This window comes from Streptomyces sp. NPDC102279, from assembly GCF_044766365.1.
Taxonomy (GTDB): domain Bacteria; phylum Actinomycetota; class Actinomycetes; order Streptomycetales; family Streptomycetaceae; genus Streptomyces.
On the sequence record NZ_JBIWLU010000017.1, the window covers coordinates 147554 to 165722 of the forward strand.

18 protein-coding genes are annotated in these 18169 nt (G+C 68.9%); 14 read left to right on the forward strand and 4 right to left on the reverse strand.

Annotated elements, in window-relative coordinates; genetic code table 11:
* Positions 1 to 89 precede the first annotated feature (89 nt).
* Together ACIRQH_RS36010 and ACIRQH_RS36015 are read left to right on the forward strand one after the other, a co-directional pair.
* Complete coding sequence (locus ACIRQH_RS36010) at positions 90 to 1619, forward strand: reprolysin-like metallopeptidase (RefSeq protein ID WP_404229239.1); 1530 nt, start codon at positions 90 to 92, stop codon at positions 1617 to 1619.
* 201 nt (positions 1620 to 1820) lie between these two features.
* A complete protein-coding gene (locus tag ACIRQH_RS36015; protein WP_164369603.1) occupies positions 1821 to 2516 on the forward strand; it encodes a demethylmenaquinone methyltransferase in 696 nt (231 codons plus the stop codon).
* A 45-nt stretch (positions 2517 to 2561) separates the two neighbouring features.
* Here ACIRQH_RS36015 and ACIRQH_RS36020 read toward each other — a convergent pair whose 3' ends face one another.
* Positions 2562 to 2888 carry a PASTA domain-containing protein gene (locus ACIRQH_RS36020; protein WP_358818402.1) on the reverse strand — a complete coding sequence of 109 codons (327 nt, stop codon included), beginning with the start codon at positions 2886 to 2888 and terminating at the stop codon, positions 2562 to 2564.
* 102 nt (positions 2889 to 2990) lie between these two features.
* Complete coding sequence (locus ACIRQH_RS36025; protein WP_358818393.1) at positions 2991 to 3497, reverse strand: GNAT family N-acetyltransferase; 507 nt, start codon at positions 3495 to 3497, stop codon at positions 2991 to 2993.
* 97 nt (positions 3498 to 3594) lie between these two features.
* On the opposite strand from ACIRQH_RS36025, the gene ACIRQH_RS36030 reads away from it, so the two are divergent.
* Positions 3595 to 4896, forward strand: a complete 1302-nt coding sequence (locus ACIRQH_RS36030; RefSeq protein ID WP_358818394.1) for a geranylgeranyl reductase family protein — start codon at positions 3595 to 3597, stop codon at positions 4894 to 4896.
* Between the two features lie 72 nt (positions 4897 to 4968).
* Here the strand turns inward: ACIRQH_RS36030 and def are convergent, their stop codons facing one another.
* Both def and ACIRQH_RS36040 read right to left on the reverse strand, forming a co-directional pair.
* Positions 4969 to 5604, reverse strand: a complete 636-nt coding sequence (gene def / locus ACIRQH_RS36035) for a peptide deformylase (protein ID WP_404229244.1) — start codon at positions 5602 to 5604, stop codon at positions 4969 to 4971.
* A gap of 177 nt (positions 5605 to 5781) precedes the next feature.
* Entirely contained in the window at positions 5782 to 6621 is an 840-nt protein-coding gene (locus tag ACIRQH_RS36040; RefSeq protein WP_358821557.1) for a C40 family peptidase, read from the reverse strand.
* Positions 6622 to 7331: 710 nt separating this feature from the next.
* On the opposite strand from ACIRQH_RS36040, the gene ACIRQH_RS36045 reads away from it, so the two are divergent.
* Genes ACIRQH_RS36045 through nuoK form a run of 11 tightly spaced genes read left to right on the forward strand, consistent with a single transcriptional unit; the run spans position 7332 to position 18165 of the window.
* On the forward strand, positions 7332 to 7691 hold the full coding sequence (locus tag ACIRQH_RS36045; protein ID WP_007383963.1) for an NADH-quinone oxidoreductase subunit A: 360 nt from the start codon (positions 7332 to 7334) through the stop codon (positions 7689 to 7691).
* 14 nt (positions 7692 to 7705) lie between these two features.
* Positions 7706 to 8260, forward strand: coding sequence for an NADH-quinone oxidoreductase subunit B family protein (locus tag ACIRQH_RS36050; RefSeq protein WP_053743379.1), 555 nt, complete (start codon positions 7706 to 7708; stop codon positions 8258 to 8260).
* On the forward strand, positions 8257 to 8997 hold the full coding sequence (locus ACIRQH_RS36055; protein ID WP_358821555.1) for an NADH-quinone oxidoreductase subunit C: 741 nt from the start codon (positions 8257 to 8259) through the stop codon (positions 8995 to 8997). The genes ACIRQH_RS36050 and ACIRQH_RS36055 overlap by 4 nt, the downstream gene beginning before the upstream one ends.
* On the forward strand, positions 8994 to 10334 hold the full coding sequence (locus tag ACIRQH_RS36060; protein ID WP_358821554.1) for an NADH-quinone oxidoreductase subunit D: 1341 nt from the start codon (positions 8994 to 8996) through the stop codon (positions 10332 to 10334). Before ACIRQH_RS36055 ends, ACIRQH_RS36060 begins: the two co-directional genes overlap by 4 nt.
* Positions 10335 to 10363: 29 nt before the next feature.
* A complete protein-coding gene (gene nuoE, locus ACIRQH_RS36065; RefSeq protein WP_358821561.1) occupies positions 10364 to 11203 on the forward strand; it encodes an NADH-quinone oxidoreductase subunit NuoE in 840 nt (279 codons plus the stop codon).
* Positions 11203 to 12552 carry an NADH-quinone oxidoreductase subunit NuoF gene (gene nuoF, locus ACIRQH_RS36070; RefSeq protein ID WP_164369610.1) on the forward strand — a complete coding sequence of 450 codons (1350 nt, stop codon included), beginning with the start codon at positions 11203 to 11205 and terminating at the stop codon, positions 12550 to 12552. The genes nuoE and nuoF overlap by 1 nt, the downstream gene beginning before the upstream one ends.
* Entirely contained in the window at positions 12549 to 15053 is a 2505-nt protein-coding gene (locus ACIRQH_RS36075; RefSeq protein ID WP_404229248.1) for an NADH-quinone oxidoreductase subunit G, read from the forward strand. Before nuoF ends, ACIRQH_RS36075 begins: the two co-directional genes overlap by 4 nt.
* On the forward strand, positions 15050 to 16423 hold the full coding sequence (gene nuoH / locus ACIRQH_RS36080) for an NADH-quinone oxidoreductase subunit NuoH (protein WP_358821552.1): 1374 nt from the start codon (positions 15050 to 15052) through the stop codon (positions 16421 to 16423). Before ACIRQH_RS36075 ends, nuoH begins: the two co-directional genes overlap by 4 nt.
* On the forward strand, positions 16416 to 17057 hold the full coding sequence (gene nuoI / locus ACIRQH_RS36085; RefSeq protein WP_358821551.1) for an NADH-quinone oxidoreductase subunit NuoI: 642 nt from the start codon (positions 16416 to 16418) through the stop codon (positions 17055 to 17057). Before nuoH ends, nuoI begins: the two co-directional genes overlap by 8 nt.
* Positions 17054 to 17869: an NADH-quinone oxidoreductase subunit J gene (locus tag ACIRQH_RS36090; protein ID WP_358821550.1), complete on the forward strand. Its 816-nt coding sequence runs from the start codon at positions 17054 to 17056 to the stop codon at positions 17867 to 17869. The genes nuoI and ACIRQH_RS36090 overlap by 4 nt, the downstream gene beginning before the upstream one ends.
* Positions 17866 to 18165 (forward strand): NADH-quinone oxidoreductase subunit NuoK, encoded by a 300-nt coding sequence (gene nuoK, locus ACIRQH_RS36095; RefSeq protein ID WP_164369613.1) that lies wholly within the window; start codon positions 17866 to 17868, stop codon positions 18163 to 18165. The genes ACIRQH_RS36090 and nuoK overlap by 4 nt, the downstream gene beginning before the upstream one ends.
* Positions 18166 to 18169 lie beyond the last annotated feature (4 nt).

Below are 18169 nucleotides of genomic sequence, written 5' to 3' on the forward strand. Positions count from 1 at the left end.
GCTGTGGGCGGACGCCTTCAACGCGCGGAACGCGATCTTGGTCACGGAGCATGGGAGAAACCCCCACCACAGAGAGGCTGACGTACCTCATGCGTCGTTCCCTGCTCGCTGCCTCCACAGCGGCGACCACCCTCACCGTCGCCCTGTCCCTTGCCGTGAACACACCTGCCGCCGCCGGAGCCGGCAGTGGGCACGACCCCGAGCCCTGGGTGAAGCGCAGTGCCGTGATGCGCACGAACCCCAAGGACTTCCATTCGCTGTGCGGCAAGCGGAAGGACGGGATTCCCGAGCGCCGCACCTTCCCGCTCTTCAAGCATGGCAAGGGCTTCACCGCGGTCGAGGATTTCAAGCGCCAGGACGCGGACGGCACGGTGTTCTGGTCCGGTCACGACCCGAGACATCCCGAGAACACCATCTCCGTGGACGTCATCGGAGCGTGCACCGCCGGGCCGGTGACCCTCTCGGGTGAGATCGAGGCCGGCTTCCGTCAGTATCTGTACAGACCTTTGGCCAAGCGGCCGGGCAGATACCTGCTCCAGGAGATCGACTCCCTGAAACTGCCCCCCAGCGGACACGGCATCGACACCGTGACCCTGCCGCCGACCCGGTCGGCCAAGCCGCACAAGCCGGGTCTGAGGGTCGCCACCCCCGAGAACCCCGCGGCCATCGACATCGTCGCCGCCTACACCCCGGCCACCGTCGCCGAACTCGGCTCGGTCGCGGCGGTCAAGTCCCGGATCGACTACGGCGTGAACCAGCTCAACAGGGCGCTCGCGACCAGCTATGTCCCGGCCAGCGTGCACGTCGTCCACACCTACCAGACCGAGGCGACCGGCGTCCCCAGAGAGAACGCCGGAACCTTGCTGAACATGCTGGACGACCCCACGAACCGCACCCTCGGAGCCCCGGCCAGCGCCCAGCGGACGGCGCACGGCGCGGACCTCGTGGCGCTGATCGCCGCCATCCCTGAGGAGGACAGCTCCGGGCAGGCCAACCTGCCCACCCCGGCGGGCCCGAGGACCAGCAACAACGCCTTCTCGGTCACCAGCGCCTTCTCCATCACGGGATGGGAGAACCTCGCGCACGAGATCGGCCACAACTTCGGCCTGATGCACGACCGCAAAACGGTGGCGGCCCAGGGCGGCACGACTCCCACGGGCACCTTCAACTACGGCTGGGTCACTCCCAACCAGCAGCACCACACGATCATGGCCTACTCCGACGCCTGCACCCAGCCGTGTCAGGTGGTCAACCAGTACTCGAACACCGTGAACCAGCTCGGCGACCAGCGCCTCGGAGACGAGAACAACAACAACGCCGCCGTGGCGACCAGGGCCGCCGAGTTCCTGGCCGGTTACCGGACCTCCCGGGTCACCAACCGGGTCTCTCTCACCATGACCTCCAGCCCCGTCGCCGGAGGCCTCCTCGAACCGAGCGAATACGGCCCGTACGATCCCGGTGCGCAGGTCACCGTCACCGCCATTCCCAGCCCCGGGTTCCAGTTCAGAGGCTGGCAGGTCGACGGTCGGCCCCAGACCGACACCACGCCGAACTACACGATCACGATGGACACCAACCACACCATCACCGGGCTGTTCACCGAGATCCCGGAGCAGTAACCCCGGCCGGCCGCAGAGCCGATCGCGTCGACGGCAGGAGCCGCCCCACCGGACGGCGGACACGGAGCCGTCGTACAGCGCCGTATCCTCCCCGTGGTTCACGGGGGCGGGTGCGGCGCTTTTTCCGTGCGCCGGGAACAGAGACCGATTCCCGGCCGGGCGCCGGAGGGCCGTCCGGCCCGTACTGCCACAATGGGGACCGTGACCCGCGCATCCTTGGACAAGCAGCCGCACGAAGTCGCCTCGATGTTCGACGACGTGGCGGAACGGTACGACCTGACGAACGACCTGCTGTCGCTCGGCCAGGACCGGGTGTGGCGCAAGGAGGTCGCCAAGGCGGTCGACGCGCGCCCCGCGCAGAAGATCCTGGACCTGGCGGCGGGCACGGCGACCTCGTCCCTGCCCTTCGCCCGCAGCGGCGCGTACGTCGTCCCCTGCGACTTCTCTCTCGGCATGCTCCGCGTGGGCAAGCGCAACCACCCCTGGCTGCCGCTGACCGCCGGTGACGCCACGAAGCTGCCGTTCAAGGACGACACCTTCGACGCCGTCACGATCTCCTTCGGACTGCGCAACGTCCAGGACACCGACACCGCCCTCAGCGAGCTGTACCGCGTGACCAAGCCGGGCGGACGCGTCGTGATCTGCGAGTTCTCGCACCCCACCTGGGCGCCGTTCCGCACGGTCTACACCGAGTACCTGATGCGCGCGCTGCCGCCGGTCGCCCGCGCCGTCTCCTCGAACCCCGAGGCGTACGTCTATCTCGCCGAGTCCATCCGCGCCTGGCCGACCCAGCCGGAACTGGCCGAGCGGCTGCGCAAGGCGGGCTGGTCGAAGACGGCCTGGCGCAACCTCTCCGGCGGCATCGTGGCCCTGCACCGCGGCTTCAAGCAGGCCTGAGCGACCGGGGGCGCCCTTCCCGGGGGCGGCCCCGCCCGACTCCCGCTAGCTGAGAACCTCGAACGGGTCCCCGGGGCTGTCGAGTTCGCGCCGCATTCCGCCCGACGGCGGACGGGGCGGCCTCGGCTCGCGCACCCCCGCGCCGCCTTCCGTGTCCCCGAGGTCGAACCACACGGTGACGACGGCCCCGCGCGGAACCTCCGCACCGGGCTGCGGAAACTGCCGTACGACATAGTCGACGACCGTCCGATGGAAGTCGGGCCGGTCGGGCGCGGCGAGCAGCACACCGCGCGCCTCGGCCGTCTCCCGCGCGTCCACGGCCATCAGGCCCACCAGCCGCGGCACGCGCACTTCGGGTGTTCCGGGTGTCATACGCACAGACGTCACCCCCAGCGGTACCGGCAGGGTATGCCTCGCCCGTGCGCTTCGGGAAGGAGTGGGGAGAGCGCGGGAGACCCCCGGCGAGGGCCGCCCTCAGAGCGCCAGCCGGTAGCGGTGGCCCTCCGCCTTCGAGGCCGGGACGGTGAACCGCTCCGCCAGCTCCATGCCGAGCCGTCTCGTCACCGCGATGGAGCGGGCGTTGCGCGCGTTGACCATCGCGACCACGTCCGTGACGCCCGCCGAACGGACCCGCTCCAGGGTGGTCAACGCCGCCGCCGTGACGTACCCCTTGCCCCAGTGCGCCCGCCCGAGCCGCCAGCCGATCTCGATCTGCCCGGCCGGGCCCCACGCGTACGGCCACGGCTGGGCGCCGGTGAAACCGAGCACCTCGCCCTCCGCGTCGACCATGGTCCACAGACAGAACCCGTGCTCAGCGTCGTGCCGCCGCTGGCGTGCCGTGAGTTCCTCGTACACGGACAGCTCGGCCGGGCGGCCCCCGTGGAACTCCATGACGTCCGGGTCGGCGAAGACCTGGTGCCATGCGTGGGCGTCCTCGTCGGTGGGGACACGCAGTCGTACATCGGGGAGAGCTCGGTTCACGGGGCAGCCCTTCAGATGGTGATCGGTACCGCTGCATAGACTGCCCATGTCCAGTGCCCGTCGGCACGTTGATTTCGAGTCTTGGGGAGACCCCGCCGTGACCGAGCCCCAACCCCTCTCCGAAAACACCGCCGACGTCATCGTCGTCGGGGCCGGGCCAGCCGGTTCCACCACCGCCTACTACCTGGCGAAGGCGGGGCTCGACGTCCTGCTCCTGGAGAAGACCGCCTTCCCGCGCGAGAAGGTCTGCGGCGACGGACTGACCCCGCGCGCCACCAAGCAGCTCGTGTCGATGGGCATCGACATCTCCGAGGAAGCCGGCTGGCTCCGCAACAAGGGGCTGCGCATCATCGGCGGCGGCGTCCGGCTCCAGCTGGACTGGCCGGATCTCGCCACCTTCCCCGACTACGGACTCGTCCGGAAGCGGGACGACTTCGACGAGCAGCTGGCGCGGCAGGCGCAGAAGGCGGGCGCGCGGCTGCACGAGCGGTGCAACGTCGGTGCCCCGATCATCGACGACCGCACCGGCCGCATCACCGGCGTGCACGCGAAGCTCGGCGACGCGGACTCCAAGGAGAAGCGGGAGGTGACCTTCCACGCGCCGTTGGTGGTGGCCGCCGACGGCAACTCCACCCGCCTCTCGCTCGCGATGGGCCTGCACCGCCGGGAGGACCGCCCGATGGGCGTCGCGGTGCGTACGTACTTCACCTCGCCGCGTCACGAGGACGACTACCTGGAGTCCTGGCTGGAGCTGTGGGACCGCCGGGGTGCCGAGGACCGGCTGCTGCCCGGCTACGGCTGGATCTTCGGCATGGGCGACGGCACGTCGAACGTGGGTCTCGGCGTCCTCAACACCTCCGACTCCTTCAAGGAGCTGGACTGGCGCGAGGTGCTGAAGGCCTGGTGCGCCTCGATGCCGGAGGACTGGGGCTACACCCCGGAGAACATGACCGGTCCGATCCGCGGCGCCGCGCTGCCGATGGCCTTCAACCGCCAGCCGCACTACACCAAGGGCCTGTTGCTGGTCGGCGACGCCGGCGGTCTGGTGAACCCCTTCAACGGCGAGGGCATCGCCTACGCCATGGAGTCGGGCCAGATCGCCGCCGACGTGATCGTCCAGGCTCACGCGCGCGCCACCCCGGGACAGCGTGAACTCGCCCTCCAGCGCTACCCGCGCGTCCTCAAGGACACCTACGGCGGCTACTACACGCTCGGCCGCGCCTTCGTGAAGCTCATCGGCAACCCGAAGGTCATGAAGATCGCCACCCAGCGCGGTCTGACCCACCCGATGCTGATGAAGTTCACGCTGAAGATGCTCGCCAACCTCACCGACCCCACCGGTGGCGACGCCGCGGACCGCATCATCAACGGCCTCTCGAAGGTGGCCCCGAAGGCCTGACCCGACCGGCCCGGCACACCTGACGGACACAGCGAGCGGCGGCCCGGTCGACCGGGCCGCCGCTCGCCGCCGTCAGCCCCGGCTGCCCGTCAGTTCGGACTCCTTGGCGGCGCGGCGGGCCAGGACCTGGCCGCGTCGCTCGGCGACCTGTCGCAGGGCGTCCTTCCGCTCGCGCCGGGCGAGGCGGTCCAGATAGACGTGGCCGTCGACGTGGTCGCTCTCATGCGCGAGGCACCGCGCGAAGTACCCCGTCCCCTCGACGACCAGGGCGTTCCCGTCCTTGTCGACGCCGCGCACGACGGCCCGGTCGGGCCGTGGCACGTCCACGACGGCTCCGGGGACGGACAGACACCCCTCACCCTCGTCCAGCAGCCGCCGGTCGGACGGCGCGAGGCGTTCCAGGACGGGGTTGGCGATGTGGCCGACGTGACGGTTCCCGTCGTCGTCCGGGCAGTCGTAGACGAAGAGGCGCACATCCACACCGACCTGGTTCGCGGCCAGGCCGGCGCCTTCGGCGACGTACATGGTCAGGAACATGTCGTCGATGAGCGCGGCGAGATCGGGACCGAACTCGGTCACGTCCCGGCAGGGCCGGTGCAGGACCTCTTCACCGACCTCGGTGATCCGCCGGACCGTGCCTCGGCGGGCCTCCGGCGTGAGCGGGGGATACGAGCCGACGGGGTTTCCCTGGACGAACACACGGGGCATCGCTGTCTCCTTCGGGTGCGCGGGCACCGCGGCCGACGGCGGCCCGCCGACTCCCCGGCGCCGGAGCCCACTCTCCCGCAGAGGCGGAGCGCACCGTGTCCGAACGGGGCGAAGAGCCCGGACAACCCGAAGGACCGCCTCCCCTGAGGGAAGCGGTCCGCCGAAATCACCCGAGGGTCAGAGCACGCGCACCGCGCCCGTCGCCGGGTAGCCCGAGAGGTCCTGGATCACGACGCCCTTGGACGGGTTGGCCGCGTCGAGGTACTGCCCGCCACCGATGTACACGCCGACGTGGTACGCCGAGCCGGCCGAACCCCAGTACAGGATGTCGCCGACCTGGACATCGGACAGCGAAACCGGCGTACCGGACGTCGACTGGGATTCCGAGACGCGCGGCAGGTCGACGCCGACCTGCTTGAACGCCGCCTGCACCAGACCCGAGCAGTCCCACGCGTTGGGTCCGGTGCCGCCCATGACGTACGCGTCGCCGACCTGAGCCTTCAGGAAGGCGACGACGGTCGCGACACTGCCGCTGGCCGGGGCGGCGACGTTCGTCGAGGTGGACGAACCGGCGGAAGCGGACAGAACGGTGCGCTCCGAGGAACGCGAGGCGGCCTGGGCCGCCGCGGCCTTCCGTGCGGCCTCGGCCTTCTTCTTGGCCTCCGCCTTCTTCTTGGCGTCGGCGAGGTCGGCCTTGGCCTGCTTCGCGGCCTTCGCGGCGGCCGCGTCGCGCTCCGCCTGGAGCTCGTAGTTGGCCGCGGTCTGCTGGGTGGCGTCCGCGGACTGCGCGACCTGCGTGGCCAGGTCGGCCGTCAGGGTCGGCAGTTCGAGCGTCTGCGTGACGGGCTCGGCAGCGTTCGCCGAACCAGCCGCCCCGGCCACGGCCAGGGTGCTGAGAACGCCACCGGCAACTCCGGCGCGCATCGCGAGCGACGACGCGTTGCGACGGGGCTTTCGGTGGCTTCGTATGTGAGCGGTGTGGGACATGGGTACAAGCGGTACCAGGGGCTCCTCCATACCTTCAAGAAACGTGTGGTGCGCCACAGTTGTTCAATCGACGGCCGAATTCAACGCGCGTCACTCTTTATTGACGCCGTAACGGGCATTGCGGACAACGTCCACCGAGCCCGTGATCATGGCCTTTCAGTAATACGTCCGAATTGCCCACGACCTACCACCGGTTGAGGCCGATGGCCAAGCCCGGCTTATCTGACTCACAGGTAGATGTGGCGCAGGTCACGGAACGCTCCACCGGCCGGTCGCGTCCCGCGCGTGCGGCGCGCTTCCCTCCGCTCGTGAACGCGTGCACGCGTCCACATCCGTCCCCTCCGCTCCCCTGAAGTGTGAACGCCGTCCACTATCAAGGCCCTCCGTCCAGCACCAATTTGCATGCGTCGGAAGTCTCTTGATATGGAGACGACGCCTCGGACCTGCGGTGACGAGCGGAAATGTCACGTCTGGTGATCGACCGGACGCTTCGCGTACGAAGATCACCGCTCATCCGACTTCATGATCGTTCGTCAGGTGGTGGAGATCACAAAGCTTGTGCAATACCCCGTGTCGCAGATCACAGACCGCCGGGCATAAGATGCGAGGCAGTTGGGCTTGTGACCTGCTTCACATGTCCGCGATCTTCGCCGGGACGGGTGAGGTTCGCGGCGCTGGCGAGCAGGTGTTCAGGCCCTGGAACCGCCACCAGTCAGTGCCGACTGAGAGGAGCGAGGAGCGTGAACGCGTATGCGCCGATCCTCGTACTGGGAGCCCTCGGGGCAGGCTTTGCGATCTTCTCCGTGGTCATGGCCACGCTGATCGGTCCGAAGCGGTACAACCGCGCGAAGCTCGAAGCCTACGAGTGCGGCATCGAGCCGACCCCCACGCCGGCCGGCGGTGGGCGTTTTCCCATCAAGTACTACCTGACGGCGATGCTCTTCATCGTCTTCGACATCGAGATCGTCTTCCTCTACCCCTGGGCCGTCACCTTCGACGCCCTGGGTGTTTTCGGGCTCGTGGAGATGTTGCTCTTCGTGCTCACCGTCTTCGTGGCGTACGCGTACGTATGGCGGCGCGGCGGCCTGGAATGGGACTGAGGGGCCTTTAAGACATGGGACTCGAAGAAAAGCTGCCGAGCGGATTCCTGCTGACCACGGTCGAGCAGGCCGCAGGCTGGGTGCGCAAGGCGTCCGTCTTCCCCGCGACATTCGGACTCGCCTGCTGCGCCATCGAGATGATGACGACCGGCGCCGGGCGATACGACCTGGCGCGCTTCGGTATGGAGGTCTTCCGCGGGTCGCCCCGCCAGGCCGACCTGATGATCGTGGCCGGCCGGGTCAGCCAGAAGATGGCGCCGGTGCTGCGGCAGGTCTATGACCAGATGCCCAACCCCAAGTGGGTCATTTCCATGGGGGTTTGTGCTTCATCCGGCGGAATGTTCAACAACTACGCCATTGTGCAGGGCGTCGACCACATCGTCCCGGTCGACATCTATTTGCCCGGCTGCCCGCCGCGGCCCGAGATGCTGATCGACGCGATTCTCAAGCTCCACCAGAAGATCCAGACCTCCAAGCTCGGCGTCAACGCCGAGGAGGCGGCCCGCGAGGCGGAGGAAGCGGCGCTCAAGGCGCTCCCCACCATCGAGATGAAGGGCCTGCTGCGGTGAGCGACGCGAACGGCAACGGGGTCAACCCCGAAAAGGACCTCAGCGCCTCCAACCTCCCCGGCCAGCGAGGCGACCAGGGTGAGGAGATCCGCGTCCAGCGCGGCATGTTCGGCGCCAACAACGGCGGCGACACCTCCGGTTACGGCGGCCTGGTCCGCTCGATCCGGCTCCCCGGCTCGGCCAACCGCCCCTACGGCGGCTGGTTCGACGAGGTGGCCGACGAGCTGGAGGGCGCCCTGGAGGAGCAGGGACTCGTCCCCGAGAACGTGATCGACAAGACGGTCGTCGACCGCGACGAGATCACCTTCCACATCGAACGCGAGCACCTGGTCCGCGTCGCGCAGACCCTGCGCGACGACCCGGCGCTCCGCTTCGAACTGTGCACCGGCGTCTCCGGGGTCCACTACCCGCACGACAAGGGCCGCGAGCTGCACGCCGTCTACCACCTGCGCTCGATCACCCACAACCGGCTGATCCGCCTGGAGGTCAGCGCTCCCGACGCGGACCCGCACGTTCCGTCGCTCGTCGCCGTCTACCCGACGAACGACTGGCACGAGCGAGAGACGTACGACTTCTTCGGGCTGATCTTCGACGGCCACCCTGCGCTGACGCGGATCATGATGCCGGACGACTGGCAGGGCTTCCCGCAGCGCAAGGACTACCCCCTCGGCGGCATCGCCGTCGAGTACAAGGGCGCCCAGATCCCGGCTCCGGACCAGCGGAGGTCGTACTCATGAGCACGCAGACCCCTTCAGGGGCATCAGCCGCTTCGCCCCGCGATACGACCGAGGGCACCGTATATACGGTCACCGGCGGCGACTGGGACGAGGTCGCCCAGTCCGCGGCCAAGTCCGACGACGAGCGCATCATCGTCAACATGGGCCCGCAGCACCCGTCCACCCACGGCGTGCTCCGGCTCATCCTGGAGATCGACGGCGAGACGGTCACCGAGGCCCGCTGCGGCATCGGCTACCTCCACACCGGCATCGAGAAGAACCTCGAGTTCCGCACGTGGACGCAGGGCACCACGTTCGTGACGCGCATGGACTACCTGACGCCGTTCTTCAACGAGACGGCCTACTGTCTCGGCGTCGAGAAGCTCCTCGGGATCACCGACCAGATCCCCGACCGCGCCTCGATCATCCGCGTGCTCCTGATGGAGCTGAACCGGCTCTCCTCCCACCTGGTGTGCATCGCCACCGGCGGCATGGAGCTGGGCGCCACGACGATCATGATCTACGGCTTCCGTGATCGTGAACTCATTCTCGACATCTACGAGCTGATCACCGGCCTGCGGATGAACCACGCCTACATCCGCCCCGGCGGACTCGCCCAGGACCTGCCGCCGGGCGCGGTGGACCAGATCCGCGAGTTCGTGAAGAAGATGAAGAAGAACCTTCCCGAGTACGACAAGCTCGCCACCGGGAACCCCATCTTCAAGGCCCGCATGCAGGACGTCGGCTACCTCGACCTGGCCGGCTGCATGGCCCTCGGTGCCACCGGCCCGGTCCTGCGCTCGGCGGGCCTGCCGCACGACCTGCGCAAGTCCCAGCCCTACTGCGGCTACGAGAACTACGACTTCGAGGTCCCGACGGCCGACACCTGCGACTCCTACGGGCGCTTCCTGATCCGCCTGGAGGAGATGCGCCAGTCGCTGCTGATCGTCGAGCAGTGCCTGGACCGGCTGCAGCCCGGTCCGGTCATGGTCGCCGACAAGAAGATCGCCTGGCCCGCCCAGCTCGCGCTCGGCCCCGACGGTCTCGGCAACTCGCTCGACCACATCAAGAAGATCATGGGCACCTCCATGGAGGCCCTGATCCACCACTTCAAGCTGGTGACCGAGGGCTTCCGCGTGCCGCCGGGACAGGCGTACACGGCGGTCGAGTCGCCCAAGGGCGAGCTAGGGGTGCACGTCGCATCCGACGGAGGCACCCGCCCCTACCGGGTCCACTTCCGCGACCCGTCCTTCACCAACCTGCAGGCCATGGCGGCGATGTGCGAGGGCGGCCAGGTCGCCGACGTCATCGTCGCCGTCGCGTCCATCGACCCCGTGATGGGAGGCGTCGACCGGTGACCACCACCCCCGAGGGCGTCAGCCTGGGCATGCCCCAACTGCCCGCGCCCGACTACCCGGACGACGTCCGAGCCCGGCTGGAGGCGGACGCGCGCGAGATCATCGCCCGCTACCCCGACTCCCGCTCGGCCCTCCTTCCGTTGCTGCATCTCGTGCAGTCGCAGGAGGGCCACGTCACGCGCACCGGACAGCGGTTCTGCGCGGACGTCCTCGGTCTGACGACCGCCGAGGTCAACGCGGTCGCGACCTTCTACTCGATGTACCGGCGCAAGCCGAGCGGCGACTACCAGGTGGGTGTCTGCACCAACACCCTCTGTGCCGTGATGGGCGGCGACGCCATCTTCGAGGCACTGCAGGACCACCTCGGTGTGGGCAACGGAGAGACCACCGGCGACGGCAAGGTCACCCTGGAGCACATCGAGTGCAACGCGGCCTGCGACTTCGCCCCGGTCGTGATGGTCAACTGGGAGTTCTTCGACAACCAGACCGTGGACTCGGCCAAGCGCCTCGTCGACGACCTGCGCACGGGAGCGGACGTCGAACCCACCCGCGGCGCCCCGCTGTGCACCTTCAAGGACACCGCCCGGATCCTGGCCGGCTTCCCGGACGAGCGCGAGGGCGCGGTGGAGGCCGGCGGCAGCGCGGGCCACGCCTCGCTGGTCGGCCTGCGGCTGGCCAAGGGGGAGAGCACCCCCGCGCGCGTGGTGCATCCGCGAGGCGGAGAGACGCCCCGGGTGAGGACCTCCGAGGACCGGACGCCGCCCGAGCAGCCGCCTGCCGGACATCAGAGTTCGCACGACGCGCCGCAGGACACGTCGGCCTCCGACCCGTCCCATCCGGCGGGTCCGGTCGCAGAGGAGGGGGAGTGATGACCTTGGCAGCAGAGATCAACGAAACCAGTCCCGAAAAGCTGCTCGCACCCGTGCTGTCGGCCTTCTGGGACGAGGACAGGTCCTGGTCGCTGGACGTCTACAAGAGGCACGAGGGGTACGAGGGCCTGCGCAAGGCACTCGCCATGTCGCCGGACGACCTGATCGCCTACGTCAAGGACTCCGGACTGCGCGGCCGCGGCGGCGCCGGATTCCCCACCGGAATGAAATGGCAGTTCATTCCGCAGGGAGACGGCAAACCACACTATCTAGTTGTCAACGCCGACGAGTCGGAGCCGGGAACCTGCAAGGACATCCCGCTCCTCTTCGCGAACCCGCACAGCCTCATCGAGGGCATTGTGATCGCGTGTTATGCCATCAGGTCTTCGCATGCGTTCATCTATCTGCGTGGTGAAGTGGTCCCCGTCCTGCGGCGGTTGCACGAAGCCGTACGCGAGGCGTACGAGGCGGGCTACCTCGGCGAGAACATCCTGGGCAGTGGACTCGACCTCCAGCTCACCGTGCACGCGGGCGCGGGCGCGTACATCTGCGGTGAAGAGACCGCACTGCTCGACTCGCTCGAAGGCCGCCGTGGACAACCGCGGCTCCGCCCTCCTTTCCCTGCTGTCGCGGGACTCTATGCGTGCCCGACTGTTGTAAATAACGTCGAGTCCATCGCGTCAGTTCCCGCAATTCTCCAAAAGGGCAAGGAATGGTTCAAGTCGATGGGCAGCGAGAAGTCTCCGGGCTTCACGCTCTATTCGCTCAGCGGCCACGTCACCAGCCCGGGCCAGTACGAGGCACCGCTCGGCATCACGCTGCGCCAACTCCTCGACATGAGCGGCGGGATGCGCGCCGGTCATCGGCTGAAGTTCTGGACGCCGGGCGGCTCCTCGACCCCGATGTTCACCGACGAGCATCTCGACGTCCCTCTTGACTACGAAGGAGTGGGCGCCGCGGGTTCCATGCTCGGCACGAAAGCACTCCAGTGCTTCGACGAGACGACGTGCGTCGTCCGCGCCGTCACCCGCTGGACCGAGTTCTACGCCCACGAGTCCTGCGGCAAGTGCACGCCCTGCCGCGAAGGCACCTACTGGCTCGTGCAGTTGCTGCGCGACATCGAGGCCGGCAAGGGCGTCATGTCCGACCTCGACAAGCTCAATGACATCGCCGACAACATCAACGGCAAGTCCTTCTGCGCCCTCGGCGATGGTGCCGCCTCGCCGATCTTCTCCTCGCTCAAGTACTTCCGCGACGAGTACGAGCAGCACATCACGGGCCGCGGCTGCCCCTTCGACCCGGCCAGGTCGACGGCCTGGGCGGACAAGCACACGGAGGTGAACGCATGACAGTGACCACCAGCGCTCCCTCCGGAGGCGGGGAAGCGGCGGTCCCCCCGGAGGACCTCGTCGCGCTGACGATCGATGGCGTGGAGATCAGCGTGCCCAAGGGCACCCTGGTCATCCGGGCCGCGGAACAGCTCGGCATCGAGATCCCCCGGTTCTGTGACCACCCGCTCCTCGACCCGGTCGGCGCCTGCCGCCAGTGCATCGTCGAGGTCGAGGGCCAGCGCAAGCCGATGGCGTCCTGCACGATCACCTGCACGGACGGGATGGTCGTCAAGACGCAGCTCAGCTCGCCGGTCGCCGAGAAGGCGCAGCACGGCGTGATGGAGCTGCTGCTCATCAACCACCCGCTGGACTGTCCGGTCTGCGACAAGGGCGGCGAGTGCCCCCTGCAGAACCAGGCGATGTCGCACGGCAACGCCGAGACCCGCTTCGAGGGCCGCAAGCGGACCTACGAGAAGCCGGTCCCGATCTCCACCCAGGTCCTGCTCGACCGTGAGCGGTGCGTGCTGTGCGCGCGCTGCACCCGCTTCTCCAACCAGATCGCGGGCGACCCGATGATCGAGCTGGTCGAGCGGGGCGCTCTCCAGCAGGTCGGCACCGGCGACGGCGACCCCTTCGAGTCGTACTTCTCCGGGAACACGATCCAGATCTGTCCGGTGGGCGCGCTGACGTCGGCGGCGTACCGGTTCCGCTCGCGCCCCTTCGACCTCATCTCCTCGCCGTCGATGTGCGAGCACTGCTCCGGCGGCTGCGCGACACGAACCGACCACCGGCGCGGCAAGGTCATGCGGCGTCTCGCCGCCGCCGACCCCGAGGTCAACGAGGAGTGGATCTGCGACAAGGGGCGGTTCGGGTTCCGGTACGCGCAGCAGCGCGACCGTCTCGACACCCCTCTGGTCCGCAACGCCGAGGGCGTCCTGGAGCCGGCCTCGTGGCCGGAGGCCCTGGAGGCCGCGGCGCAGGGGCTGAGGAATGCCCGTGGCCGGACCGGTGTCCTCGCCGGCGGCCGGCTCACCGTCGAGGACGCCTACGCGTACAGCAAGTTCGCGCGCGTGGCCCTCGACACGAACGACATCGACTTCCGCGCGCGCGTGCACAGCTCCGAGGAGGCCGACTTCCTGGCCGCCCGGGTCGCCGGACGCGGACGGGATCTCGACGGTACGGGCGTCACCTACACCCTGCTGGAGAAGGCGCCCGCCGTTCTGCTGGTGGGCTTCGAGTCCGAGGAGGAGGCGCCCGGCGTCTTCCTGCGGCTGCGCAAGGCCTGGCGGGGGCACGGTCAGAAGACCTACGCGCTCGCCACGCACGCCACCCCCGGTCTGGCGAAGGCGGGCGGCACCCTGCTGCCGGCCGCGCCCGGCACCGAGACCGAGTGGCTGGACGCGCTCGCGAGCGGTGTCGGTCTCGAAGGAGACGGTGCGACGGCCGCCGAGGCGTTGCGCGGCGAGGGTTCGGTGATCGCCGTCGGTGAGCGGCTGGCCGCCGTGGCCGGCGGACTCACCGCCGCCGTACGGGCCGCCTCCGCCGTCGGCGCCCAACTGGTGTGGATTCCGCGCCGGGCGGGCGAGCGCGGTGCGATCGAGGCGGGCGCGCTGCCGTCGCTCCTGCCGGGCGGACGTCCGGCCACCGACCCGCGCGCGCGGGAGGAGGTCGCCGCCGTATGGGGCGTCTCCGAGCTCCCGCACCGCTACGGCCGCGACACCGGCCAGATCGTCGAGGCCGCCGCGGGAGGCGAACTGCGCGCCCTGGTGGTCGCCGGTGTGGAGGTCGCCGACCTCCCCGACCCGGCACGCGCGCGTGAGGCACTTGCCGAGGTGGGCTTCCTGGTGTCGCTCGAACTGCGGCCCAGCGAGGTCACCGACCAGGCGGACGTGGTCCTGCCGGTCGCCGCGGTCGCCGAGAAGGCCGGAAGCTTCCTCAACTGGGAAGGCCGGGTGCGCTCCTTCGAGGCGGCCCTCAAGCCCGACCAGATGACCCGGCGTCTCGCCCCCAGCGACGCGCGTGTGCTGCAGATGCTGGCCGACGCCATGGACGTACACCTGGGGCTGCCGGATCTGCGGACGGCGCGCGGGGAGCTGGACCGGCTCGGCGCCTGGGACGGGCCGCACGTCACCGAACCCCTGGAGACCGGGACGCAGTTGCCGCGTCCGGCCGCCGGTGAGGCCGTACTGGCCGGGCACCGGTTGCTCCTCGACCAGGGCCGCCTCCAGCAGGGCGACGACGCGCTCGCCGGGACCCGGCACGGCGCCCACGCGCGCGTGTCGGCCGCCACGGCCGCCGAGGCGGGCGTCAAGAACGGCGATCTCCTCGCTGTGACGGGCACCGCCGGAGTCGTCGAACTCCCGCTCCAGGTCACCGAGATGCCCGACCGGGTGGTCTGGCTCCCGCTGAACTCGACCGGCGGGGGCGTCGCCTCCGACACCGGGGCGCTGCCCGGCGCACTCGTCCGCATCGGCCCGGCGACCATCGCCGCCGAGGCCCCCAAGGAGGTGGAGGCATGACGCCGTACCTCGCCGCTGAAGACCTCTCGATGTTCGGCCACGACCCCTGGTGGCTGGTCGTCGTCAAGGCGGTGTTCTGCTTCGCCTTCCTGATGGTGACCGTGCTGTTCTCCATCGTGTGGGAGCGCAAGGTCGTCGCCTGGATGCAGTTGCGCATCGGCCCCAACCGGCACGGCCCCTGGGGCATGCTCCAGTCGCTCGCCGACGGCGTGAAGCTGATGCTCAAGGAAGACCTGATCGTCAAGCGCGCGGACAAGGTGGTCTACGTCCTCGCGCCGATCGTGGCCGCGATCCCGGCCTTCATGGCGATCGCCGTGATCCCGTTCGGGCCGGCCGACAACGAGGTCTCGATCTTCGGCCGGCGCACCACGATGCAGCTCACCGACCTGCCGATCGCGATGCTCTTCATCCTCGCGGTGGCCTCGGTGGGCATCTACGGGATCGTGCTCGCCGGCTGGAGCTCCGGATCGACCTATCCGCTGCTGGGCGGCCTGCGGTCCTGCGCGCAGATGATCTCGTACGAGATCGCCATGGGCGCCGCGTTCGCCTCGGTGTTCCTCTACTCCGGGTCGATGTCGACCTCGACGATCGTCGAGCAGCAGCACGACCGCTGGTACATCCTGCTGCTGCCGGTGTCGTTCCTGATCTACATCGTGACCATGATCGGCGAGACCAACCGGGCCCCCTTCGACATGCCGGAGTCCGAGGGCGACCTCGTCGGCGGCTTCAACACCGAGTACTCGTCCATCAAGTTCGCGCTGTTCATGCTCGCCGAGTACGTGAACATGGTGACGGTCTCGGCCGTGTCGACGACGCTCTTCCTGGGCGGCTGGCGGGCTCCGTGGCCGATCAGCACCTTCTGGGAGGGCGCCAACCACGGCTGGTGGCCGATGCTCTGGTTCGTGGTGAAGGTGCAGCTGCTGCTGTTCTTCTTCATCTGGCTGCGCGGCACGCTGCCGCGTGTCCGCTACGACCAGTTGATGAAGCTGGGCTGGAAGGTCCTCATCCCGGTCTCCGTGGTCTGGCTGATGCTCGTCGCGACCGTGCGGACGCTGCGCAACGAGAACTACGACTTCGCGGACATCGCCCTGTACGTGGGCGGCGGCGTCCTCTTCCTGCTGTTGCTGTCGTTCGCGGCGGACATCTTCCGCGACAAGCAGAAGGCCGAGGAAGCACCCGCCGAGCCCGCCGCGTTCGACCCGATGGCGGGCGGGTTCCCCGTGCCGCCGCTGCCCGGTCAGGAGCTGCCCCCGGTACCGCGGCGGAGCCCGCGCCGGGAGCGGGAGTTGATTGTCAGTGGCGGGCCCGATACTGCGAGTGACGGATCGATCGCCGGATCTCGTGACGGAAAGGAGGGGTCCGATGGCTGAGGAGCCGAAGGAGACCAAACCGGGTTTCCAGAACCCCGTCGCCGGTTTCGGCGTGACCTTCAAGGCCATGTTCAAGAAGCGGCTGACCGAGCAGTACCCGGAGCAGCAGAAGACCACAGCGCCTCGGTTCCACGGCCGGCACCAGCTCAACCGTCATCCGGACGGTCTGGAGAAGTGCATCGGCTGCGAGCTGTGCGCCTGGGCCTGCCCCGCGGACGCCATCTATGTGGAGGGCGCGGACAACACCGAGGAGGAGCGTTACTCCCCGGGCGAGCGGTACGGCCGCGTCTACCAGATCAACTACGCCCGCTGCATCCTGTGCGGCCTGTGCATCGAGGCGTGCCCCACGCGCGCGCTGACGATGACGAACGAGTTCGAGCTCGCGGACAGCAGCCGCGCCAACCTCATCTACACCAAGGAGCAGCTGCTCGCCGGTCTGGAGGAGGGCATGGTCGACTCGCCGCACTCGATCTTCCCGGGCACGGACGAGCAGGACTACTACCGGGGTCTGGTGACCGAGGCGGCGCCCGGCACCGAGCGTCAGACGGCCGTCTCCAAGGGCGAGTTCCACCCGTCGGGAAGCCCCTCGGGGAGTCCGTCGGGCACGGCGGCCGAGAAGGAGGCGGAGGCATGACCGAGCTGGCCGCGTACGCGACCTCCACCGGTGAGGCCTTCCAGTTCTGGGTCCTCGGTACGGTCGCGGTGATCGGCGCCCTGTGCACCGTCTTCATGAGGAAGGCCGTGCACAGCGCGCTGTGCCTCGCCGGGACCATGATCGTCCTGGCGGTGTTCTACCTCGCCAACGGCGCGTACTTCCTGGGCATCGTCCAGATCGTCGTCTACACCGGCGCGATCATGATGCTGTTCCTCTTCGTCGTCATGCTCGTCGGTGTCACCGCGGCGGACTCCCTGAAGGAGACCATCAAGGGGCAGCGCTGGCTGGCCCTGGTCTGCGGACTCGGCTTCGGCGTCCTGCTGTTCGCCGGAATCGGCAACGCGTCCATCAAGGACTTCGACGGCCTGGCGAAGGCGAACGCGAACGGCAACGTGGAGGGCCTCGCGGCCCTCATCTTCACGAAGTACGTGTTCGCCTTCGAGATCACCGGCGCCCTGCTCATCACGGCCGCCGTCGGCGCCATGGTGCTGACGCACCGCGAGCGCACCGAGCGTCCCAAGACGCAGCGCGAGCTGTCCGAGCAGCGCGTCCGCGAGGGCAAGCACCTGCCGCCGCTGCCGGCCCCCGGTGTCTACGCCCGGCACAACGCCGTGGACGTCGCCGGCCTGCTCCCGGACGGCACCCCGTCCGAGCTGACCGTCAGCAAGACGCTGCGCGACCGCGGGCAGGTCCGTGACGTGTCGGCCGACGCTCTCAGCGACCTGAAGGCGCTGGAACAGCGTGCCGAGGAGCGCCTGGAGCGCACGAAGACGGAGGAGGCGTCCAAGTGAATCCGGTCAACTACCTCTATCTCGCCGCCCTGTTGTTCACGATCGGCGCCACCGGTGTGCTGATCAGGCGGAACGCGATCGTGGTGTTCATGTGCATCGAGCTGATGCTCAACGCCTGCAACCTCGCGTTCGTCGCCTTTTCCCGCCTGCACGGCAATCTCGACGGCCAGATCTTCGCCTTCTTCACGATGGTCGTCGCCGCCGCGGAGGTCGTGGTCGGGCTCGCGATCATCGTGTCGCTGTTCCGTTCCCGCCACTCGGCCTCGGTCGACGACGCCAGCCTGATGAAGCTGTAAGGGG